Source organism: Vibrio sp. ABG19 (genome assembly GCF_029962385.1).
GTDB lineage: Bacteria > Pseudomonadota > Gammaproteobacteria > Enterobacterales > Vibrionaceae > Vibrio > Vibrio ostreae.
Genome location: NZ_CP071708.1, coordinates 2,601,831 through 2,623,989 on the forward strand (window position 1 = coordinate 2,601,831; position 22,159 = coordinate 2,623,989).

Annotated in this window: 17 protein-coding genes; 10 read left to right on the plus strand and 7 right to left on the minus strand. The window is 45.7% G+C overall.

Annotated features, from left to right (window positions below):
* Positions 1-63: 63 nt before the first annotated feature.
* Positions 64-1,752 (minus strand): NAD-dependent malic enzyme, encoded by a 1,689-nt coding sequence (locus J0X00_RS18095; RefSeq protein WP_136484088.1) that lies wholly within the window; start codon positions 1,750-1,752, stop codon positions 64-66.
* A 219-nt stretch (positions 1,753-1,971) separates the two neighbouring features.
* On the opposite strand from J0X00_RS18095, the gene J0X00_RS18100 reads away from it, so the two are divergent.
* Complete coding sequence (locus J0X00_RS18100) at positions 1,972-4,320, plus strand: helicase-related protein (RefSeq protein ID WP_282477389.1); 2,349 nt, start codon at positions 1,972-1,974, stop codon at positions 4,318-4,320.
* Between the two features lie 207 nt (positions 4,321-4,527).
* Positions 4,528-4,905 carry a transporter gene (locus tag J0X00_RS18105; RefSeq protein WP_136484086.1) on the plus strand — a complete coding sequence of 126 codons (378 nt, stop codon included), beginning with the start codon at positions 4,528-4,530 and terminating at the stop codon, positions 4,903-4,905.
* A gap of 93 nt (positions 4,906-4,998) precedes the next feature.
* On the opposite strand, the gene J0X00_RS18110 is transcribed toward J0X00_RS18105, so the two are convergent.
* Positions 4,999-6,102, minus strand: coding sequence for a phosphoribosylaminoimidazolesuccinocarboxamide synthase (locus J0X00_RS18110; protein WP_282477390.1), 1,104 nt, complete (start codon positions 6,100-6,102; stop codon positions 4,999-5,001).
* Between the two features lie 392 nt (positions 6,103-6,494).
* On the minus strand, positions 6,495-7,451 hold the full coding sequence (locus J0X00_RS18115) for a ParB/Srx family N-terminal domain-containing protein (RefSeq protein ID WP_282477391.1): 957 nt from the start codon (positions 7,449-7,451) through the stop codon (positions 6,495-6,497).
* Between the two features lie 601 nt (positions 7,452-8,052).
* Between J0X00_RS18115 and J0X00_RS18120 the strand changes: the two genes are divergently transcribed.
* The 5 genes from J0X00_RS18120 (at position 8,053) to alsE (ending at position 12,446) form a co-directional block, all read left to right on the plus strand.
* On the plus strand, positions 8,053-9,618 hold the full coding sequence (locus tag J0X00_RS18120; RefSeq protein WP_282477392.1) for a transcription antiterminator: 1,566 nt from the start codon (positions 8,053-8,055) through the stop codon (positions 9,616-9,618).
* Positions 9,619-9,641: 23 nt separating this feature from the next.
* Positions 9,642-10,106, plus strand: coding sequence for a PTS sugar transporter subunit IIA (locus J0X00_RS18125; protein ID WP_136484076.1), 465 nt, complete (start codon positions 9,642-9,644; stop codon positions 10,104-10,106).
* A 64-nt stretch (positions 10,107-10,170) separates the two neighbouring features.
* On the plus strand, positions 10,171-10,485 hold the full coding sequence (locus J0X00_RS18130) for a PTS fructose transporter subunit IIB (protein WP_240798148.1): 315 nt from the start codon (positions 10,171-10,173) through the stop codon (positions 10,483-10,485).
* Between the two features lie 43 nt (positions 10,486-10,528).
* The gene (locus J0X00_RS18135; protein WP_282477393.1) at positions 10,529-11,635 is read left to right on the plus strand and encodes a PTS fructose transporter subunit IIC; all 1,107 of its coding nucleotides are present in this window, start codon (positions 10,529-10,531) and stop codon (positions 11,633-11,635) included.
* A gap of 118 nt (positions 11,636-11,753) precedes the next feature.
* Positions 11,754-12,446, plus strand: a complete 693-nt coding sequence (gene alsE / locus J0X00_RS18140; protein ID WP_282477394.1) for a D-allulose 6-phosphate 3-epimerase — start codon at positions 11,754-11,756, stop codon at positions 12,444-12,446.
* Positions 12,447-12,731: 285 nt separating this feature from the next.
* Here the strand turns inward: alsE and J0X00_RS18145 are convergent, their stop codons facing one another.
* Positions 12,732-13,658, minus strand: coding sequence for an SDR family oxidoreductase (locus J0X00_RS18145; RefSeq protein WP_282477395.1), 927 nt, complete (start codon positions 13,656-13,658; stop codon positions 12,732-12,734).
* 84 nt (positions 13,659-13,742) lie between these two features.
* Positions 13,743-14,201: a MerR family transcriptional regulator gene (locus J0X00_RS18150; RefSeq protein ID WP_282477396.1), complete on the minus strand. Its 459-nt coding sequence runs from the start codon at positions 14,199-14,201 to the stop codon at positions 13,743-13,745.
* A 420-nt stretch (positions 14,202-14,621) separates the two neighbouring features.
* On the opposite strand from J0X00_RS18150, the gene J0X00_RS18155 reads away from it, so the two are divergent.
* Together J0X00_RS18155 and J0X00_RS18160 are read left to right on the plus strand one after the other, a co-directional pair.
* On the plus strand, positions 14,622-15,101 hold the full coding sequence (locus J0X00_RS18155) for a DUF1456 family protein (protein WP_020329986.1): 480 nt from the start codon (positions 14,622-14,624) through the stop codon (positions 15,099-15,101).
* 233 nt (positions 15,102-15,334) lie between these two features.
* Positions 15,335-16,537, plus strand: a complete 1,203-nt coding sequence (locus J0X00_RS18160; RefSeq protein WP_282476317.1) for an IS256 family transposase — start codon at positions 15,335-15,337, stop codon at positions 16,535-16,537.
* A 241-nt stretch (positions 16,538-16,778) separates the two neighbouring features.
* Here J0X00_RS18160 and J0X00_RS18165 read toward each other — a convergent pair whose 3' ends face one another.
* Positions 16,779-18,614 (minus strand): nitrilase-related carbon-nitrogen hydrolase, encoded by a 1,836-nt coding sequence (locus tag J0X00_RS18165; protein ID WP_218563225.1) that lies wholly within the window; start codon positions 18,612-18,614, stop codon positions 16,779-16,781.
* Between the two features lie 362 nt (positions 18,615-18,976).
* On the opposite strand from J0X00_RS18165, the gene J0X00_RS18170 reads away from it, so the two are divergent.
* Positions 18,977-19,816 carry a MurR/RpiR family transcriptional regulator gene (locus tag J0X00_RS18170; RefSeq protein WP_282477397.1) on the plus strand — a complete coding sequence of 280 codons (840 nt, stop codon included), beginning with the start codon at positions 18,977-18,979 and terminating at the stop codon, positions 19,814-19,816.
* 408 nt (positions 19,817-20,224) lie between these two features.
* Here J0X00_RS18170 and J0X00_RS18175 read toward each other — a convergent pair whose 3' ends face one another.
* Positions 20,225-22,063, minus strand: coding sequence for a hypothetical protein (locus J0X00_RS18175; protein WP_282477398.1), 1,839 nt, complete (start codon positions 22,061-22,063; stop codon positions 20,225-20,227).
* Positions 22,064-22,159: the final 96 nt, after the last annotated feature.

The following is a 22,159-nucleotide window of genomic DNA, read 5'->3' on the forward strand; positions in this document are numbered from 1 at the left end:
ACAGTGCCGCGACTTAACCATGCTCAGTCAGCATGAGAGATTAGGGTGCTGTCAGCGTTCTGATTAGAACGATGTACGCTTATAGCGACGGTAAACAGGTTGCCAGAAGTGCTGGTCAATGGCTACTTCCAGTGCTTCATCTGTGATTTCCAGCGCAACACCTTGCTCAATGGCTTTCTTCGCAACCGCAAAAGCAATCTTCTTCGATACCGAATGGATAGATTCCAGAGGCGGCAACAGCGGGCCATGACCATTAATCGCCAGCGGAGAACACAGTGCCAGAGCACGGCTTGATTCCATCAGCATTTCGTCGGTAACACGCTTTGCGCCAACCGCCAGTACGCCCAGGCCGATACCCGGGAAGATGTAGCTGTTGTTACATTGAGCGATAGGGTAAGTCTTACCTTCGTTGATCACAGGATCGAACGGGCTGCCGGTCGCAACCAGCGCTTCACCATTGGTCCAGCGAATGATGTCGCTTGGAGTCGCTTCAACACGGCTGGTCGGGTTAGACAGCGGGAAGATAATCGGGCGCGGGCAGTGCTGATGCATCTCTTTAATCACATCTTCACTGAACAGGCCAGGCGCACCGGATACACCAATCAGAACCGTTGGTTTTGCTTGACGGACGACGTCCAGCAGTGAGTAACCGCTGCCTTCAGTGGTCCACTCGGCAATGTTGGCTTTCTTCTGTACCAGACGTTGTTGGAAGTCGAGCAGGTTAATCATGCCCTCTTCCAGCAGACCCCAACGATCAACCATGTAAACCTGAGAGCGTGCCTGCTCGTCTGAAATGCCTTCTGAGACCATTTGCGCGATAATCGCTTCAGCAATACCACAACCAGCCGAGCCAGCGCCCAGGAAGGTGATACGCTGCTCAGACAGTTTGCTGCCTGCCGCGCGACAAGCGGCCAGCAAAGAACCTACCGTGACGGCCGCGGTGCCCTGAATGTCATCGTTGAAACAACAGATGCGGTTCTTGTAGCGCTCCAGCAGAGGCATCGCGTTTTTCTGTGCGAAATCTTCGAACTGGATCAGCGCTTCCGGCCAGCGGTGTTGCACTGCCTGGATGAAATCTTCCACGAACGCATCGTATTCGGCGCCGGTAATACGCGGATGACGCCAGCCCATGTACATAGGGTCAGCCAGACGTTGCGGGTTATTGGTACCGACATCGAGCACGATTGGCAGAGTGTAAGCCGGGCTGATACCGCCACACGCGGTGTACAGCGACAGTTTACCGATTGGAATACCCATACCGCCGATCCCCTGGTCACCCAGACCAAGAATACGTTCGCCGTCGGTCACAACGATCACTTTGACGTTGTGGTTGGCTGCGTTGTTCAGCAGATCATCGATACGGTCACGGTTGGCGTAAGAGATGAACAGGCCACGGCCACGGCGGTAAATGTTAGAGAAGTTTTCACATGCAGCACCAACGGTCGGTGTGTAGATGATCGGCATCATCTCTGTGATGTGGTTTTGTACCAGACGGTAGAATAAGGTTTCGTTAGTATCCTGGATGTTGCGCAGGTAGATGTGCTTGTCCATATCGCTTTCAAAGCTGCGATATTGTTGGTAGGCACGAACCACTTGTTCCTGTATTGTTTCCGTGGCTTCAGGCAGAAGCCCTTCAAGGTTAAATGAGGCGCGCTCTTCAGCGGAAAATGCACTGCCTTTGTTTAAAAGAGGGGTACCCATAAGAGCTGGGCCGGCATAAGGGATATATAGCGGACGTTTGTCGTTATTCATTTTCGACCTTTGTAGGGATGAACGGGAAACTTAAAAATGATAACGGCTTAGCCAGCACCTTGTAAATAGACAACCGGCCTCCATCAGGCGATTATTCTGCTAAAAATAAGCAATATTTTCATTACAGGTCAGAAATAGCCAGTTAACACTGCTTTGATGTGGTGCAGGCCATATTCAATCTGATAAGTATCCTTATTCACTCACGTTTTTTGTTTAACTATGCACTCATTACCAATAGATACGCTAAAAGCCACTTTTCTGACTCAGCTCAACGATCACGATTTGGTGGTTGAAGCGGAAACTGGCTCAGGTAAATCAACCCGTTTGCCTGTTTGGGCGGCAGAAAAAGGCCGGGTACTGGTCATCGAACCGCGCCGCATCGCCTGTACATCGCTGGCTGAATTTCTCGCCGGGCAACGCGAGGAGAAAGTCGGAGCGTCGATTGGTTACGCAATCAAACTGGAAAACCGTTTTAGTGACGCCTCGTCGGTCGTGTTTGTAACGCCGGGTGTCGCGCTGCGTTGGTTTGCACAAGATCGGCTGGTCCGCTTTGAGACCATTATGGTGGATGAGTTTCACGAACGGCGCTGGGATACGGACTTACTGGTTGCGCTGCTCAAGCAAAGCGCGTCTCATCGCCTGGTCATTACTTCAGCGACCCTGCAAGCGCAGCGTCTTACATCCTATCTGGCTGCCGAGCGGCTGCAGGCCAGCGGGCGAGTGTATGACGTCAATATTGAATACCGCGCTACAGAGAGCCGCCAACTGCCGGACAGCCGGGATCTCGCTATTCGGGTTAAACAGGAAGTGCTGGCCGCCTTGCAGCAGACGGACGCGGATATTCTGGTATTTCTGCCGGGGCGAAAAGAGATTCAGCAGTGCCAACAGTTGCTTGGCAGCCACAATGATCTGCTGGTGGTGCCTCTGCATGCCTCGGTCAGCGATAGTGAGCGTCACTTGGCGCTTAATCCGCAATCGCGTCAGAAGGTGGTGCTGGCCACCAACGTGGCAGAAACCTCGCTCACTATCCCCAATATTGCTTGTGTGATTGACAGCGGACTGGAGCGGCGCAATGAACAACGTAATGGCCGCACAGCGCTGGTGCTCAAATCCATCTCCGAGGCCAGCGCCAAGCAGCGCGCCGGACGTGCCGGACGTGTGATGCAGGGGCGGGCGATTCGTTTATACGGCCAGCACGCGGCTCTGGATGCGGTGACGCCGCCACAAATGCAGCGCGAAGACCTGACCGAAGCGATGCTGGCCGCTGCCAGTTGTGGTGTACAGCTGGACCAGATTGAGTTCCTTGAATCCTTACCGGATAAAACCTTGCTTCAGGCGCGCGACAGGCTCACCGGCATGGGAGCGCTTGATGATGAGGGTAATATTACCGAACATGGCCGCCAGCTGGCGCCGCTGCCGGTCGATGCCTTATATGCCGACCTGGTGGCGCGTATTGCACCCAAGGCACTCAAAGAAGCCATGGTTGACCTGACGGCGGCATTAGCGGTGCCGGCCAGCTTGTATACGCTATCAGGCAGTGAAGAGCAGCTAGAGCAACTGGCGCGGGAAGAACCGCTGGGCTGTGACGCCCATTTGATGATCCAACTGGTACGCGGTGCGTCATTTGCCGGCGTCAACCCGGATGCAGAAGCGCTACGTGAAGCGCGCGGACTGGCGCAGCAGATGCGCGACATCTACCAGTTACCGGACTTAGACGTTGCCTCCCGCTATCAACAGCCCGATCTGGCGCGTGCGATTGCCGCTTTGCATCCGGAGCTGCTGTTTGTGCGCCGCGAACGCCGCACCGAAGCGTTGGCAAATGGCCGGATGGAAGTGATGTGCGGCCGTCACAGTCGCCTGCCTGCCAGCGCACAGGCGGCTCTTGTGCTCGATCAGCACAGCCTGCCCGGGCGTGGGGTAAAACAGACGCTGACTCTCGCCACCGTGATGATGCCGCTTTCCTTTACCGTGATTGAAGAGCTTGAGCTGGGGGAGTGGCAGCAGGCCGATACCGTGCAGGAACAGCATCAGTTAAAGACTGTGCTCAACCTGGTTTATGCCGGACGCGTGGTCGCCAGCCGCATGGTCGAAGCGAGCGGTGAGCTGGCCCTCAAACCTCTGGTTGATGCGGTGGTGGCCGGTGAGTGCCTGCCCGGTTTCGCTACTTTGCGCCAGCAGCAGATTGCCTGGTGGAAACTCTATGTCGAACTCGGCCTGGATCCCAACACCAGTCAGCATCATGATCTAACCTTCGAACAGTGGTTTGCACAGCAACTGGAAACGCTTGGTGTGGAAAGCGCGGACGATTTGGCACTATTTGAGGCCGACGATTTGCCGTTTGAAGGCATACCGTACTGGGAGCTGGATGAGTTCGCACAATCGTACCCGTTTGAACTTCAGTTGGGTGATTTGAATCTCACCGTGGAGTATTACATTAAACGTAAGCTTATCCATGTGGTATACAAAAACGGGTTACGTAAAACCCTGCCCAAACGCTGGGAACTGCCACGGTGGCCCGGTTACAAGGTACAGTTTAAGAAAGCAAGCCGCATTGTGGATATCGTCTGAGCGCCCCATTTTGTTAGCGGCCTGAAATATTAACCAAGCGGAGTGAGAGTTTATTGTCTTTGATCAAATATTGTTACCATTTTGATTTTTATATAGCACTAAGTGTTGAAGACGATGCATAAAAGAACGTTTTTATATATCGCATTGCTATATAAGAAATCCGGCATATGATGATGTTAAGAGAAACCAAAGCTGCCGGAGGACAGAATGGCGAACACAAATCGAATCTCTGTCGTGTTTGATTACACCAGTTTCCTGGGCACATCCTGCACGAAAAAATGGACGTTTTCCGATGCCCTGGTTTCATTTGCCCCTGTATTCGGAACCGTATGGCACGATACGGTCAGAGATGGCAAAAGCCATGAAGAGCGATTATGGGAAATGGCACTTCAGCGCTTATCGAGCCGTCGCAGTGATGAATCCAATCTGGTCACTCTGGTCAAACTGGCCAAGCTGGAAGGGATTCAGGAACTGAAATTAGTGATGCCTTATTCGCTCGAACCGGAGCAGATTAATGCCATCCAGGCGCGCGGCGAGGCTGAAATCAAAGCCACCGCACCGGAAGAGTTCATTATTACGCTTTAAGTGACGATGAAGGCTTTCAGTGCCAACGGGTAAAACAAAACGGGGCCGATGATCGGCCCCGTTTTTTATCTTTCACCTGACGCTGCTCAGCACTCAGTCGATCAGACCGTACTCTTTGTTCAGTACGTCGATGATTTCCTGTTTCGGATTGCCGCTCAGCTCAATCTTATGACCGACAATCTTCTCGGCAATACCAAGGTAGGTGCGTGAGATATCCATCAGTGCTTCCAGCGGCAGAGCGTTATCATGCGCCAGTGCTTCTCGCTCCGGCATACGCTCTTTGTTCAGCAGGATATCCGGATCCGGGAAATAGTTGAGCAGGAACTGACGGAAACCTTCTTTCGAGTTTTCGACGATGTTACCGGCCTGATACTCTTTCGCATCCCAGATACGTGATGAATCAGGCGTGCCCACTTCGTCCATGTAGATCAGTTTTTCAACGCCGTTGGCATCGTTGACGTAACCAAATTCAAATTTGGTATCGACAAAAATCTGGTCGATCGCCTGCAGCGCATTGCTGATCACGCCGAAACCTTCTTTCAGTAATTTTTCGTACAGCGCGATGTCTGACGCTTTGCTGAAGTTGAATGCCGCAAAGTTGTCTTCGATGTTCTTACGGGTAATGTTGACATCGTCCGCTTCCGGCACGCCCGGAATGCCTTTCAGAATGCCTTTGGTCGACGGAGTCATCAGCAGTTCTGGCAGTGCTTTATCTTTTTCCAGACCTTCCGGCAGTTCAATACCGCAGAACTCACGTTCGCCTTTGGAATAAGCACGCCACATGGAACCTGTAATGTACTGACGGCAAATCGCTTCAATCTTGATAGGTTTGGCTTTTTGTACGATCCAGACAAACGGATGAGGAATATCAAGAATGTGGCTGTCAGCCAGGCCGTTGTCTTTAAACAGTTTAAACCAGTGATTAGAGATTGCGTTCAGCGCCGCGCCTTTGCCCGGAACGCCCTGCACACCACCTTCGGCATGCCAGATACAGTCAAACGCTGAGATACGGTCACTGATGACCATGATCGCCAGCGGCGCATCTTCAGCCACGTTGTAGCCTTTCTCTTTGATCAGGCGACGGCTGTCTTGTTCGGTTAACCAGTATACAGAGCGGACTTTACCACTGTGTACCGGCTGGTTGGTGCGGATCGGGAGGTCGTCATTGACGGCAAGAACTTGGTCAGCAAGGCTCATTTAGACATTCCTATCTTGTTTCAAACGTCGTTGAGAGAAGATATCCGTAGCGTAAAAACGGGATGAGATATCGAATACTGAGCGCATCATACCAGAACTATTTTCTGTCGCCAGAGAAAAAGCAAACGTTTGCCTGATTTGCCGAGGATAGTGTTTATATTATGCGGTGATTCTGGGTCCAGCCGAGCGGGGAGGTTGGATTTGTGTGGCATCGCCGCTCCGGTTTTACCATTTATCTCAGCTCAGCTGAATGGTATGTGCTGCTTTAACCCAGCGTTCACCCACAACACCTGCCATCGTGCGCCTTTTCTGCTGTTCCCCCTCAATACCAAGACATAGGTTGGTATTGAGGGGGGAGTGAACCAAGCCTATAAGCCAGGCCCGTTTACAGCCTAATGGGCCGCGGTTTCCGCTAACTCTTTGCTGTGGGTATTTGAGCCTAAAGCGTTTTTATAGCGCAGCATGTAGTCGATTTTGCCGCCTTTTTTGAACAGTTTATCGAAGCCTTTTTGGCTGAACTGGTCAAACTGTCCCATCTCTTTCACGCTGCGGTTAGATCCACCCACATTGCTGCTTTTCATCGCTAGTATGTGTTCGCTCACACGGGTGACTGCTTTGGCGTAACCGTCCGTTGAGTTTAAATCGAAGGCGGCGGTATTGACCTCTTTGCGAAGTTGTTTAGACCAGTAAAACTCCAAAAATGGCACAGGTTGCGGTGGCTTATCCCAGCTGATATCCCGGGTAAAGTACATCAGTGAACGATACGGATCGTTGGCAAAGTTACTCAGTCCAAGGGATGTGGGAAGCTGCTGATAAGTGATGGCCTGTTCGTTTTGGTCAAATAGCCAGGTGTTGCCATCCTTTACCATCGCCTTCCAGAACTCATCCATGTTTTTTAAATCACGGTAATCTTTATCTACCGTGACATGGATATTGAAATCAGGGCCGCCCTGAGGCATCTGGTAAAAGACGTTGAAGGTGTGGTGGCCGTCCGTTAAAAAGTATTCGCCATTTGGGGCAATCACTATGGTCTTCATGTCTTTTTTACGGGTTCCGACTTCTGACTCGCACTTGAACGTGGCAGGTACATTCGGTTGGGCATTGTCTTGAATGCTTTTTACCCCTTTCTGACCATTGGCTTCACAGATCTCATCAAACATTTTCTCCCGGTCAAACTGGTAGCGGCCAAGTTTATACATGATTTGATCGTACCCGATGGAAGGTTGCGTGGGTTTCAATTGGTGTAAAGTGACGCTGATGATATCACCTTCGCTTACATTGCTGGCGTGCGCCGGCAGGATGAACAGGCTCAAGGCACCAAGGGCGGTAACAATGACTTTGTGATTCATAGGGTTCTCGGTTTTTCTGGAAAGTAAACGAATAAATTAATGAGAGTCTATTGCAGTAAAGTGTCGGGATTATTTCATTGAGTGCTGAGAGTGTATCAAGGTGCGAAATCAATTTTGCGGTATCAAAAAACTCTTTGATGTAAGGATGCGCTTGATGTCGTTCAGGCGGCGGTTAACCGGTTAGAAGATTGCATCTGGTTTAACGCGGTTAAAGGCGCGGTGACGGGGCGGAGCAGTTTGCCCGCGATCTGGGGCTGGCTCAGGTTGATAACAGCTATTTCCCTCTGATCTGTTTTAAATGGCTCAGTTAATAAACTTTTAAATTTGTGATCTATTTATCTTGTTAAATAGAATTGTCTTAAAATACGTGCTTCTTAAGTCAGTTTCCCTCCGCTTTATACTTTTTCTTCCGCCTCATTCGTTATCTTGATTCAATGCTTGCGTGTTTGTCCTTTGTCCCGTCTTATGGACACTATTTAGTATTGTGGTGTTAGAACATTCTCATTAGATTGAACATCATAGGATGCATAAACACTCAGATAAAAATAAATACTAAAAAATAGTCACACTTACTAATTTGATCTGTAACTCAAGGTAAAAAATGAAAATGATTACCTCTCGACAACATCGATTATTACGATTCCTGCTACAACATCGGGAATACGTCACTTTATTCAATCTGGCAGAACAACTTGGTGTGTCGACAAAAACTATCCAGCGTGACCTGAATATTATTACGGCCTACCTGGCTGATTTGAACGTGCAAATCGATAAAAAAGTAGGTGCTGGTGTTTTGCTGGTGGCTGAGAGTACCGCCGACCTCTTGCAACTGGAGTTGCAACTGAGTGATGACAATGAAGATTCCGACGGTGTTCTGGGCCATGCGCGGCGGATAAAAATTGCCTCATGGTTATTGAGTGAAACCCCTAAAGAAACGTCAATTAACAAGCTTTCCGAGCGCCACCACATCAGCAATGCGTCAATCGTCAATGATTTAAAGGTTATCGAAGACTGGATCACACCACTTGGGCTTGAACTGATTCGCAGCCAAAGCGGCACTCGAATTCAAGGTGATGAGAACAGTGTGCGTCAGGCCATGGCGGCATTGATTAACGGGCTAATCAACCATCAGGATCCCGGTTTGGTGAACCATTCAAGACTTGACCCGGGCAGCTATAAAGCTTTGGTTCACTATTTTGGCGAAGGCGAGGTGGGGTTTGTTCAGGCTCTGCTACAGGACATGGAAGAAGATCTTGCCTATCCGTTAGGTGAACCTTACTACATCAATATTTTCACCCATATATTGATCATGATGCACCGGCGTATCAAGGGTAATTTACTGGGAAATCCATGCTATGAAGCGCGCCAGCATCCTAAGGATTCAGCATTCAGGGTGGCGGGTAAAATGGTGGATAAAATCGAGCAGCACATCGATTTATCTTTACCGGAAAATGAGGTGTGGTTTATTTACCAGTACATTATTTCATCAGGAATATTGGTGTCTGAAAATCAAAACAACAGTGTATTGCATACTGAATTATGCAGTTATCAGGCACGGGATATTTCCCTACAACTGGTCACACGATTCTCGCAGCTGATTAATATTGATTTGGCTGCAGATAAACAGTTATTGGATGGCATGGAAGTGCATATACGTCCGCTGATAAACCGTCTTCATTATCAAATTATCATTCGTAATCCACTGCTGGATGAAATTAAAAATGAGCTGGCGGATGTCTATCATTTGACTCGTATTGCGGTGAATGATGTGTTTACCACTGATATATCAGCGGCCGTTTCTGATGATGAAGTCGGTTATCTGGCGGTCCATTTTCAGGCTGCCATTGAACGCCAGATCACGCACAAGCGCGTATTACTGGTGTGTTCAACCGGGGTAGGGACGTCACACCTGCTCAAAAGCCGCATTGTACGGGCATTTCCCGATTGGGAAATCGTGGCGACGGTGCCATCGAGCCACTTACAAAGCGTCAATCAGGAACTCGCGCCTGATCTGATTATCTCGACGGTTCATGTGGCAGAAATTGACACTCCGGTGGTGTATGTCACCGCGTTTCTCAACGATGCAGATCTGCAGCGAATTACAGAAAAACTCATAACAGAAAAGTTACATCTCGCAAGCGATGTATACAACGTTACTCAATCTTAATCCCAGGATATCGAAGGTGATTTATGGACATTTCAAAAGTACTCAGCGTAAAGCACATCAAATTAAACATGGTGGCTACAACCAAAAAAGAAGCGATTGAAGAACTGACCGATTTATTGGTTGACGATGGGGCTGTGATTGATAAAGAGCATTTTGTCCGCGATGTATGGCTGCGCGAGGAACAAGGCTCAACCGGTTTTGAAAACCACATTGCGATTCCACATGGTAAATCTGAGGCGGTACGCCAGACTACGTTGGCGATTGGCCGTACCCAGAACGACATCCCTTGGGAAACCATGGATGGCAGTGACATTCGCTGCATTATCTTGTTTGCTGTTCGCATGGTTGACCAGAATACCACGCATATTCGTCTGTTATCGCAAGTTTCAAGTGCACTGGCAGATGAAGAGATCATTGAGCAGTTGCTGCAAGAACAAGATCCGCAAAAAATCGTTGAGCTGTTTAATCCGGAAACGGTAACGGAATAACGGTTTTCATTTATTTTCAACTATCCGTTAGTGGTTTAAACCAAAAATAAACTTGTCGAGGTTAATGATGAATATTGTAGGAATTACCGCATGCACTGTCGGTATTGCTCACACGTATATTGCGCAAAAGAAAATTGAATTAGCCGCTAAAAAAGCGGGAAATAACGTAAAAATTGAAACTCAGGGGACGATCGGTATCGAAAATAAATTGACCGATGAAGATATTGCCCAAGCGGATATTGTGCTGTTAGCCGCCGATGTTAATGTCACCGGTGAAGAACGATTTGCCGGAAAAAAAGTCGTTAAAGTGTCCACAGAAGTCGCTATTAAATCGCCTAACAAGCTTATCGAAAAACTCCAGCAGTTAGTGACGGAGTAATTTCAGCCAGACGAATTACAATAACAAACAGAGGGTTTTATCTATGAGTATAAAGGACATCTGGAGAGCAGCTAACCCTAAAGGTCATCTGCTGACCGCTATCTCGTTTTTGATTCCGATTGTCTGTGGTGCCGGCTTTATTATTGCCATCGGCATGGCGATGGGAGGCAAGCCTCAGGACGCCTTGGTACTGGGTGAGTTTGATTTGTGGACGTCAATGGCGACCATGGGGGCCAAAGCGCTCGGACTGTTGCCCGTTGTGATTGCCTGTGGTATTGCCGGCTCGATTGCGGGTAAACCCGGCATCGCACCCGGTTTTGTGGTCGGCCTGGCGGCAAACACCATTTCTGCTGGTTTTATTGGCGGGATTCTGGGTGGTTATATTGCCGGTTATATCGCGCTGGGTATCATTAAAAATGTCAAAGTGCCGAGCTGGGCCAGAGGCTTAATGCCGACACTGATTGTGCCGTTTTTTGCCTCGGTGATCAGTGGCTTAATTATGGTCTATATCGTCGGCACGCCAATTGGCATCTTCACCGATACTCTGACCGGTTTCCTGAGAAGCATGGGGACATCATCCAATCTGGTACTGGGCGCAGTGATTGGTGCTCTGTGCATCCTGGATTTTGGCGGACCGATCAATAAAACCTGTTTTGCCTTCGTACTCACGCTTCAGGCGCAGGGTATCAACGAGCCGATTACTGCACTGCAGTTAGTCAATACGGCCACACCTATCGGCTTTGGACTGGCGTACTTCATTAGTAAACTTCTGCGCAAGAACATTTATAACAATGAAGAAATCGAAACTTTAAAATCGGCGGTACCGATGGGCGTGGTGAACATTGTTGAGGGGTCAATACCTATCGTGATGAATGATATTGTGCGCGGTATCTCTGCGGCGGCCATCGGCGGTGCCTGTGGTGGTGCGGTGACCATGGTTTACGGTGCGGACGCAACAGTACCTTTCGGCGGCATTTTTATGATTCCGACCATGTCCAATCCCATGGCCGGTATTATGGCGCTGGTCGTCTATATACTAGTGACCGGCACGGTTTATGCGCTAATCAAGAAAGATGTTCCTCGTGACGTTGTTATAAATAACGATGATGAAGAGGAAGATATCGACCTGGACGATATAAAAATCAGCTAAATATCTTTTTTAATTTTCAATCCGGTTTATTTAACGGCCTTAATTAATTTTTTGGTCGATGGGTCTCTGCACCCTGAAAAACAGATTATCTTTTCTTTAACGAACGGATTATATAACCATGAGTGAACATATTAATATTTCGCCATCGTTAATGACGATGGACCTGGATCAGTTCAAAGAGCAGATTACTTTTTTAAACGACCATGTCGATTCATTCCATATTGATATTATGGATGGCCATTTTGTGCCTAACCTCAGCTTATCGCCGTGGTTTATTGAACAAACCCGCAAGCTGACCAATAAAGAGATGTCCGCCCATTTGATGGTGACGGATCCGTCATTCTGGGTGCAGCAACTGATTGATATTCGATGTGAGGTCATTTGCATGCCTGCTGAGCGCGTCAATGGCATCGCTTTCAGGCTGATTGACCAAATCCATGATGCGGGTCTAAAGGCAGGTATCGTCTTAAACCCGGAGACACCGGTTAGTGAGATTCTGCCGTATATCGATCTGCTGGACAAAGTTACGGTGATGACGGTCGATCCTGGCTTTGCTGGTCAGCGCTTCCTGGTCAATATGCTGGATAAAATTACCGAACTGCGTCAACTGCGTGAAGAGTATGGTTACCAGTATCAGATTGAGATGGATGGATCGACCAACAAGAAGCACTGGAAAGTGATTCACGATGCCAAGCCGGACATTTATGTGATTGGGCGCAGCGGGTTGTTTAACCTGGCTGATAATATCCACAGCTCGTGGGAGATGATGGTAACGGAGTTTGAACAGGCAACCGGCGAAAAATTTGCCTGATTGAGCGTGCCGTCATAGCGCCGCGATATCAAAGGAGAGCATCTGCGGATGCTCGCCTTGTCTTGATGGCTACAACTCATCGTACGCTGGTTGCCAGCGGACTAAACACGAGTGATAAGCACAATAGGAACGTTATGTGGATTAAAGGAAAAACAATTGAAGGGGCGTTTGTTACTCTGGAGCCGTTGCGAGCTCAACATGCGCCTCAGCCACTGTCCGTATTACTTTCCGAGCAATGATGAATGATTCAAACAAGCTAGCCTGACGGCTGGCTCATGGCTAAGATTATTGTCGTTCATCCCTGATGGTGGTTAACCCCTGGGCAAACGTCGTGACTGCAAAGTCCGGGAAGCGGCGTTTGAACTTATCCGATACAAAAATATTATCCGTCTGATAACGAGGCAGTAGTTCTGCCGCGTCTCTGACCGTGGGGTTGAATTTACCCGCCAGCCATAACTGCCAGCGTTTCAGCACCCGGTACTTCGGTTGCACGTTGAAAATGCCGGCCGCCAGTTCGATGAACTGACGATAGGTGAGCCGATTATCGTCACAAGGTAAATGCCAGGTCTGACCGTAAGCATCAGGCGTATTCCCGATCAGCGCCATCGCCCGGCTGGCGTCCGGCGTGAAAATCAGGCTGCGTTTGACATCGTCACGTAAAAATACTTTGGCCGGCTTGCCCGCTGATAGCGCATCAATCACGATTGAGTTCGTGATACTCTGCGTTTTGCCCGGTCCGTAAAACTCGGGGGCGCGGCAAATGACAGCGTTGATCGACCCACGTTGCATAGCGTCCAGTAGCATCGTCGTACTCTGAGCGCGTACTTTGCCTTTACCGCCATTCGGTACAAACGGTGCATCTTCTGCCTGTGGAGTACTGGTTTGCGGATACATATAAGTATTATCAAAGTAAACCAGTTTTGCGTTGTGAGTTTGGCATGCTGCAATAACATTACTCATCAGAACCGGCCATTGCTCTATCCATAACTGCGTATCCATAGGTAACCCGGCAGTCAGATAGACAATCTCTGAGCCTTTAACCGCATCGCTGGTTTGCTGTGCATCGAGCAGATCGGCCTGAACCAGTTCATCGCTTTCGTTCACTTTCTGCGGACGTCGGCTGACTAAGCGGATGTGGCTGGTGTAGTCGCGTTTTAAACTGAGTGCCAGTTCCCGACCAATCTGCCCGTTTGCTCCCAAAATGGTTTGCATAGATGATTTCTCCTGATGTGCATTCTTTAGTCAGCATCGTAAGATTAAAGCTTAGTTTAAGGTCAAGGCGAAGTTGCATGTTGCTCAGGATGATTTGTATTTGGCGGCGTCGGGGCTAGTGGCATGGGGGGTTAATATATCCCAGCCAAACTGGGACATCACGCGCTCGGCATTTTGCGCGCAGTCCATGTCTTGTGGTTTGGCTTCTATTTCATTCAGCACGGCCAGTAATTTTGCCTTGTTATGAGCGATCTTTTGTTCGATGTCTTCCAGCTCTTTCACTTTCTTCTGTAACGTACCGAGCAGTTGATTGTGGTCCCATTGCGATAAGTCGCCTGGAAGTAGGGTGCGTAACTCATCCAGGCTGAATCCGGCTTGCTGTCCGGTGGTAATCATATCCAGCACCATCACCGCTTCAGGCGGGTAGGTTCGATAACCGTTGGCTTTACGTTTCACGGTTTTGAGTAACCCAATCTTTTCGTAAAAGCGGATCTTGGATGCAGTTAAACCGGTTCTTTTTGCTAGTTCACCAATATTCATCATGCTCGTCGTGCTGTGATTGCCTGCAACAACACTAACACAATTTCGTTGCGCTGGTGGCTAGGCGTTCCCGCCGCCGAAAACCTAAAAAATCGTCCTGATTTTTTGCCTTAGCGGAGTGGTTTCAGTTACTTACCTAAATGGATTTTGCCCCATTCTTTGCCAGTAACCTTCTACCTGACAAATAACAGTGATGTGGTTTGACCTACTTCTTCTAATCAGCATAGTGTCTATGAAAGTGGAGTCTTACCAACTTAGCCAACTAGTTCGAATAGGCCGTCTTATTTCTATTTTTTAACCTACCGAAGAAACGTGTTCTCTGTTAGAGTCACCGTCAACTACGCTATTGAATAAAGACACCCACAGATCGCATGTCATTGATGGATTTTTATTCACCCTTAGAACTCATTTTAGGAATCCCTAGTGACTAACAACGAAATTTTACGTCGTATCCAACACGCGTTAAACCTTAAAAACGCGCAGATAATGAAAGCTTTCGGGCAGGCCGAAGTCACTGTGGCTCACGATAAAGTGGCAAACTGGTTAAAAGATGAAAGCGACAAATCTTGCGTTAAGATGAAGGATCAAGAGTTAGCGGTATTCTTAAATGGCTTTATTAACCTCAAGCGAGGAAAAAAAGACGGCGAGCAACCTAAGCCAGAAGTCACGTTGACCAACAACATGATTCTCATGAAGCTGCGCATTGCGCTAGACATGAAAGCAGAAGATGTGTTGGACGTATTAGAAGTGGTTGGTACTAGTTTAAGTAAATACGAAATTGGTGCGTATTTCCGCAAGCCAAACAACAAAAACTACAAACAGTGTGAAGACCAACTGCTGTGCGACTTCTTAAATGGTGTGCAGTTTACCAATCGTCCCGATTCTGAAGAGTTTACTGGGTAATTTTTATCTCGAATCGAACGTGGTAATTGATTAAAAAAGCGAGAACCATTTTATTTGGCTACTCGCTTTTATCATGCTAAAGACCGATATTAGAGCTTCACAATCACGTCTACTCTTTGCCTTTCTTCAAGTAGATACCTATCAAACCACGCTGAAATCTGGTCGGCTTTTAGAATCGGTAGTGTTTAGAAATCTGTGTCATTTCAGTATGATATACAAAACAGGAATGACACATGAACAAAGACTTCGATCTAGAACAAGCTATTAAAGCCCTTCAGTCAGGCCAAGACCTGACAGGTAAAGATGGCTTCTTAACTCCGCTCATTAAACAAATCACAGAAGCTGCTTTGAAAGCAGAACTCGAACAGCACCTTGAAGGTGATGAGCAACCTAACCGTAAGAACGGCTCAAGCAAGAAAACGATTAAGTCTTCTGTCGGCACGTTTGAACTGGATACCCCACGCGACCGCTCTGGAACATTTGAACCCCAGTTAGTTAAGAAGAACCAGACTAAATTGACCGATGAGATCGACCGTAAGATCCTATCCATGTTCTCGCTCGGTATGAGCTACCGTGATATCCGTGGTCACGTCGAAGATATGTATGGCATTGAGGTCTCTGAGGCCACCATCACAGGTGTTACCGACCGTTTGATACCTGAACTGAAGGAGTGGCAGCAACGTCCGCTCGATGCGCTCTATCCGTTTGTCTGGCTCGATGCAATCCACTACAAAATTAAAGAAGACGGACGCTATGTCAGTAAAGCGATATACACAATCCTAGGGTTAAACATTGAAGGTAAAAAGGAACTTCTTGGGCTGTACCTATCAGAGTCAGAAGGGGCAAACTATTGGCTATCAGTGCTGACAGATTTGTATAACCGTGGCGTTGAAGATATCTTGATCGCCTGCGTAGATGGGCTAACAGGCTTCCCAGAAGCGATAGCAACCATCTATCCTGATACAGAAGTTCAGCAATGCATCATTCACCAAATCCGTAACTCTATGAAATATGTTGCCTCTAAGCATCAGAAGGCGTTTATGGCCGACTTGAAGCCAGTCTATCGGGCTGTGAGTAAAGAAGCGGCCGAGATGGAGTTGGATAGTTTGGAAGCCAAATGGGGACAGCAATACCCAATAGTGATTCGTTCCTGGCGGAACAAATGGGCAAATTTATCGGTTTACTTCAAATATCCAGAATACGTCCGAAAGGCTATTTACACGACAAATGCTATTGAAGCCGTACATCGCCAATTCCGCAAACTGACCAAAACTAAGGGAGGGTTCCCAAATGAAAATAGCTTGCTCAAGCTACTGTATGCTGGGATATTGAATGCTTCTAACAAATGGACAATGCCAATACAGAATTGGAATATGACATTGTCTCAACTGGCGATTCATTTTGAAGGTCGCTTGGATGACGTCTTAGATATTTAGCCAAAATTAGCTGACACAGAATTCTGAACGCCCTCTTAGAATCAAGACACACACCGCCCCCCCTATGACCCTACCAAGATAAACCCAAGCTAAAACCTTAAGCCATTACTTTTTTTAAAGATAAAAGCGGCTTTCCCCGGAAAGCCGCGATGAACCTAAAAAAAGCCTTACAGTCATATAAAACCGTAAGGCTGATTTAGTTGAAATATTATTTACTTAATTTCAATTTAGGGTGTTTAAATTATTTAATCAGCGGGATGTAGTAGTCTGTCCGTCTTGAAGCAATCAGTTTTTGCTGGTTAAACCACCATTCATTTTGAACAGTCTTAAAATCAACCTCAATCGCACCCTCGAAATCACGTGGAGCAACAATTGCTTGGTCTAAGGCAAAGATAGGGTCTAATCCATACATTGAAGTACCACCCATGTAATCTTTACCCGTAAAGTTAGAAACAATAGTTGTTGCTTGAGAGTTCAAACCAATAGCGTGCCAAATTGAGTTAGTGTTGTGCTCAGGGTAGTCGTTAGCATAGATATCTAAGTTCAAATCTAGTTCACTACCGAATTCACCGTTAAATGCTGATGGGATTACAATCATATCAGCGCGTTTGACCGCCATTAAACCTGACATTTCAGGGAATGCTGCTTCGTACCCAATCATGATCCCAATTCGACCAATATCAGTTTTGAAGGTAAGAATTTCATCGCCTGCCGTCGCCCATGCTTTTTCACTTGCAGTTAAATGAGTTTTTCTATACTTCCCGTTTATTTTACCTGATGGTTCTACACAAACCGCTGTGTTGTATAGTTTGGAACCGTCACGTTCAATCATGTCGAAAATCACATAGGTGTCATATTTTTTAGCTAATTTTCGGAAGTACTCAACAGTTGGACCACTCATATCTTCAGCTAAAGATTCAGCAGTCGACTTATCGCTGACTAAACCTGTCAGAGATAACTCTGGCAGTACAACAAGGTTGATGTCTCTATCAGAACTATCCAATTTTTCCTGAATAATATTGTCTATTTTCGACATATTTTCTGTTTTGCTTGATGTATTAACATCATATTGCAAAGCAAGAGCACTAATGTCTTGTTCAGTGTTATCCTTAGAGTAATCCCATGGAGCGATGTATAGCATTAGCTCTTTGTAAAGTTCAGGTCGTCTTTCGTCAGCAATACGACGTTTAGCTGGGTTGTCATATTTCTCAGTATCAATATCGGCATAGATATATGTTGTTTCGTCAATGTCATCGTCTTTAGTTGGCGCCGCTGGTGATTCAGCAAGTTTTTCACCATCAGGACTCCAGATAGCACTTGCACCTACGTTATGATAACCAAGCTCGGTATTTGCCCTGTTTGAGCTAATAATATACATACCGTTTTCTTCGGCTCTCCCCTGTAATGCTGATACTGTTTGACCACCAGAGTTGGTAGAAAAAGCCAAAATATCTGCTCCCTGTACAGCCGCCAGTCTAGCCGTTTCCATATAAGCGCCATCCATACAGATGATCATGGCAATTTTACCAATTTTTGTATCGAACACTGGTACGCCTAAGTTACCCCAGGCAGACCAGTGTTCTTCGGTTTCCCATTGGTGAACTTTACGGTATTTACCAATGTAGCCTTCTGGACCGACTAAAACTTGAGAGTTGTAATATAGGTCAGTTTCAGGATCCACTTCAGGCATGCCGAGAACAATGTAAGTATCGTATTCTTTGGCAATTTTGGTAAATAAATCAGTGGTTTTTCCCGGAATAGTATCGACGAACGGTTTGATTTCCTTTCGACTGCTATACATATAGCCCGTGGTAACCATTTCTGTTGTCACAATGAGCTTAGCCCCATTCTTAGCGGCAACAGTAACGTCCTCAGCAAGGCGATCCAGGTTTTTGTCTAGTTCATACATTTCTGGGTTAAACTGAACGGAGGCGACTTTTATTTTGCCTGTCATTTTCTCTGTATCACTTGCTTGCGCACTTTGAGTCCCTGTTAGAATGATTGGTAACAACACCATAGTAGCTAAAGTTTGTTTAAGCTTACTAAATATTCCATGTCGATTCTTATGTATTATCATCACTAATCCTAAAATGAAAATTTTGATTTGGTCGCAGAGCTGCTTAGCTTGCGGCGCAATGATTCGTTTGAATCATTAATGGCTCATTTGAGTCATATGTATCATTTAAGCACTATTTGTGCCATAAATGATACATATGTTTTATTTTTAATTAATAACTGAATATCATGTATTTATTATTGTTTTTAGGGTTTAGTTTGGTTTTGCTTGGGTTAACTTGATTGGAGCTTGCTACAAAATGGTTCAATTGCACCATTATAGAGGCAACCTTATCGCTTCTAGCTTCTAATGGGTTTGGATTAAATTGACTCTATTAAGCTTCTAGTTCAGTATTAATCAATTTTTATTTTTTAGGAAAAATAATGACCGTTAGCGACAATATTATTAGGCACTTTCCTGAGCTTACTCCTGAGTTACAAAAGGCTGCAGGCTATCTTTTAGAGCACCAGAATGAAATTGCTATCTATTCAATGCGTTCTCTGGCTGCGTATGCAGATGTTCAACCTTCGACGCTGTTAAGAGTGGCTAAAGCGTTGGGTTACAAAGGGTGGACGGATCTTAAAGATAACTTGATAAAGGAAGTCGGGCTGACAAGTGAAGTAGGGTATTCTGATAAAGCTCAATCTCTGATGAATGACGATGAAGAGTTTATCAATTCATTATTTTCTTCTATTCAAGACAATATGACGGAGTCCTCGTCTTTAAATGTAGGTCTCCTTGTAGGTGCTGCAAATTTAATCAATAACGGAAAGAAAATATACATATGTGGATTTAGAGCGAGTTTTTCTGTTGCCTATTATCTCTATTACATTATGAGGTTGTTTAAAAATAATGTATATATGATTGACGGTTTAGCATGTAATCTTGAACAGTTTACTCGTGATTTCGAAGAAGGTGATGTAGTAATTCATATTGGTTTTAAACCCATTTCCAAAGAAATTAATCAGGTCTTTAATGCAGCCAAAGTTGCCGGGTGTAATACGATGTTTATTACTGATAAGTTAACAGCTTCAGCTACCATAGGGGCGGATATGGTTTTAAACATACCGACGACAGGACTTACTTTTTTTCCATCTCTAACACCGGCATTTGGTTTAGTTGAAGGGCTTACTTCAGAATTAGTGAAAATTAATGGAGAAAGTGCGTTAGAGAAAATAAAAAAATCTGAACATTTTTTTATATCTTCAAAAGCTTATATATGAGGGATGACAAGGAAAATAAACTTTCTGAAAGTCATTATGTATAAACTCTGTGAATATAACCAAGTCTTTCTATGCGTTTCTTAATCAATTTCTCTAAAGATATTTGCAATAGCTGATATAATCTGTGAGGTTATAATCTAGTCATTGCTAAAATTAAAAGATGTCCAAAAGTGCGCTAGAGCGTTAGTTTTGAACTCATACATAGGGCAAAAATCTAGGACGGAAGTATTAGGTTTGTGGCGCAGGGAACGCATAAAATCGGCTCTGATAGTGCCCAAGGGCTAAAGATATTTCCTGGTTCCGCTTTGTACCTGAAAAGAGGAACATTCGACATCCCTGTAAACAGGGGCCAAAATATACTTGTTTGCCCCCCCACAGGAAAATGTGGGGGGATTGGACGCCTAATGGTTAGATTGATTTTGAAATTAGATCCGCTTTTAACAACCCACCTTTTGTCAATAATTTCGGGGAGAAATTGGGGGTTCTCCGTTGCTTGTATGCTGCGAGTATTTTTTGTAATCCATTCGCTTCTAGTAAAGAAATATTGATCTCTGTATCCATATCTGCGGCATCAATGAAATCAGCCGAGAACGCAGGAGCCACGATAAGTACCTGGGCAACGCGATGACCGCTTGCTTCGCAGCGTTTTACGTATGATTTTACCTGTCTGGAAGTCGTAGCGTATTTGGCAAATTCGCCATTTTTAAAGGATTTTGCTTCACCGATAATGACGTCATCGTTTTCTAGTGAAACAATGATATCGGTCTTATCTTTGGCTGTATTAATATCTTTCCTCAGATCCTCATCTACATTCATTCCTAATTGCTCCAGTATTGAACGAGTGATTTCTTCGAATTTAATTCCAATATCGGATTCTTTGATATCGATGCCCGCATCATGTAGTCCTTGTAAATCTCGACTAGCAAGCAGATGGTAGTTCTCTATGAAACGGTCACTGGCACTGGCGAAATAATCGATGATTTGGCTTCTCGGATTACCTCTTCGACTCAAGCCCATATCATTTCGTATAATCTTGATTTCATCATTGGTATATAAATAAAGGATATCCAGAGGTGTAATACTTAGCGATCTTAGATATTCAGGATCCAAAGATTCTTTGTTTTCAATTTCGAAGTCAGAGCGTATACGGTTCTCAACATTCGGTTCGGTGCGAGAAAGCGATTCCATAAGCTCTTTATAACCACTGACGCTCAGCAAGTTAAACTCATCTTCTTCAGAACTCTTAAGGTGATCAACTAAAACCTCTATTCGCTCTTGCAAACGAGAGCCTATTTTGGTGATATCAAGATCCATATCTTCAAAGAGTTGTTTTATTCTTTCTTTTCTCTGATTTTGTGTTGCATCTTCAGAATGTATGTCGTTTGCTAGTATATTTTTAATAGACAGGCCTGAGCGAGATATGATGGCTATTTTTTCCTTTCTATCCACACCTCTTACTTTGCACCCATGATTTTTCAACGTACTAGAAAGCTCTGCATCTGATAGTGACCGCAAAATCCGTAATACATATTTATCGTGTAATTCTTTGCCTAATACATCGTGCAGAATGTCAACAACTTCGTCCGGAACCATTACCTCTGAACGTCTTCGGTTGATCATTATGATGCCACATTCTCTTAGGTATTCGAGTGCATTATCAATACCAAGCTCAGGGATAGGGTCTATCGAATGCTCAATAGCATTGACTTCTTCTCTTGAAAGTTCCAAGCGTTGAGCCAGTACATTAAGAATACTGCGTTCATCCTCAGATATCTTTGCTGTTCTATTAACCTTTAAGTCGTTACAAAAAGCGGTTCGCATGCAATCTCTATAGATATCGATTCGATTTAATCGTTCAAAATTGCTGGATTCGTCAGCTTCAATCTCCTCTAATAGCGACCTGCTGAGCGTGTCTATCGCCTGATACTCTTTTGTATAAAGCTGTTCAATCCAAGGAATAGTCGCTATACAGTTACCATCTCGTGATAGGATATTGATGAGTAAAAAAGCTTGCGGACCGCCTATCGATACTTGCTCAATGATATGTTTTTTGAAGTGTTTTTTTACTAAGCTAAAAAGTTGGTTTATTTCGTTACCAGATGCAGATTTGAGCTGGCCATCAATCTTATTGAGCTGTTTGGCTAATTCAGGGTCGCTTTTGTTATCTTGGCAAAGTTTATCGATACAGTTTACAAACTTGGAACGCTCTACTTGATTGGTATGATTTAAGACTTGATTTAGCTTCATAGTATTTCAAACCTGAGAATAAATACGTAATAGTTCTAATGATATTAGAACCACATATTTAATGATGTAGGTGCCTTGATATAAAACTGTTAGATA

What these genes read in the sequence shown, in the direction of transcription:
- J0X00_RS18095 (WP_136484088.1), bottom strand. Translation starts at nt 1,752, where the DNA reads ATGAATAACGACAAACGTCCGCTATATATCCCTTATGCCGGCCCAGCT.
- J0X00_RS18100 (WP_282477389.1), top strand. Translation starts at nt 1,972, where the DNA reads ATGCACTCATTACCAATAGATACGCTAAAAGCCACTTTTCTGACTCAG.
- J0X00_RS18105 (WP_136484086.1), top strand. Translation starts at nt 4,528, where the DNA reads ATGGCGAACACAAATCGAATCTCTGTCGTGTTTGATTACACCAGTTTC.
- J0X00_RS18110 (WP_282477390.1), bottom strand. Translation starts at nt 6,102, where the DNA reads ATGAGCCTTGCTGACCAAGTTCTTGCCGTCAATGACGACCTCCCGATC.
- J0X00_RS18115 (WP_282477391.1), bottom strand. Translation starts at nt 7,451, where the DNA reads ATGAATCACAAAGTCATTGTTACCGCCCTTGGTGCCTTGAGCCTGTTC.
- J0X00_RS18120 (WP_282477392.1), top strand. Translation starts at nt 8,053, where the DNA reads ATGAAAATGATTACCTCTCGACAACATCGATTATTACGATTCCTGCTA.
- J0X00_RS18125 (WP_136484076.1), top strand. Translation starts at nt 9,642, where the DNA reads ATGGACATTTCAAAAGTACTCAGCGTAAAGCACATCAAATTAAACATG.
- J0X00_RS18130 (WP_240798148.1), top strand. Translation starts at nt 10,171, where the DNA reads ATGATGAATATTGTAGGAATTACCGCATGCACTGTCGGTATTGCTCAC.
- J0X00_RS18135 (WP_282477393.1), top strand. Translation starts at nt 10,529, where the DNA reads ATGAGTATAAAGGACATCTGGAGAGCAGCTAACCCTAAAGGTCATCTG.
- alsE (WP_282477394.1), top strand. Translation starts at nt 11,754, where the DNA reads ATGAGTGAACATATTAATATTTCGCCATCGTTAATGACGATGGACCTG.
- J0X00_RS18145 (WP_282477395.1), bottom strand. Translation starts at nt 13,658, where the DNA reads ATGCAAACCATTTTGGGAGCAAACGGGCAGATTGGTCGGGAACTGGCA.
- J0X00_RS18150 (WP_282477396.1), bottom strand. Translation starts at nt 14,201, where the DNA reads ATGATGAATATTGGTGAACTAGCAAAAAGAACCGGTTTAACTGCATCC.
- J0X00_RS18160 (WP_282476317.1), top strand. Translation starts at nt 15,335, where the DNA reads ATGAACAAAGACTTCGATCTAGAACAAGCTATTAAAGCCCTTCAGTCA.
- J0X00_RS18165 (WP_218563225.1), bottom strand. Translation starts at nt 18,614, where the DNA reads ATGATAATACATAAGAATCGACATGGAATATTTAGTAAGCTTAAACAA.
- J0X00_RS18170 (WP_282477397.1), top strand. Translation starts at nt 18,977, where the DNA reads ATGACCGTTAGCGACAATATTATTAGGCACTTTCCTGAGCTTACTCCT.
- J0X00_RS18175 (WP_282477398.1), bottom strand. Translation starts at nt 22,063, where the DNA reads ATGAAGCTAAATCAAGTCTTAAATCATACCAATCAAGTAGAGCGTTCC.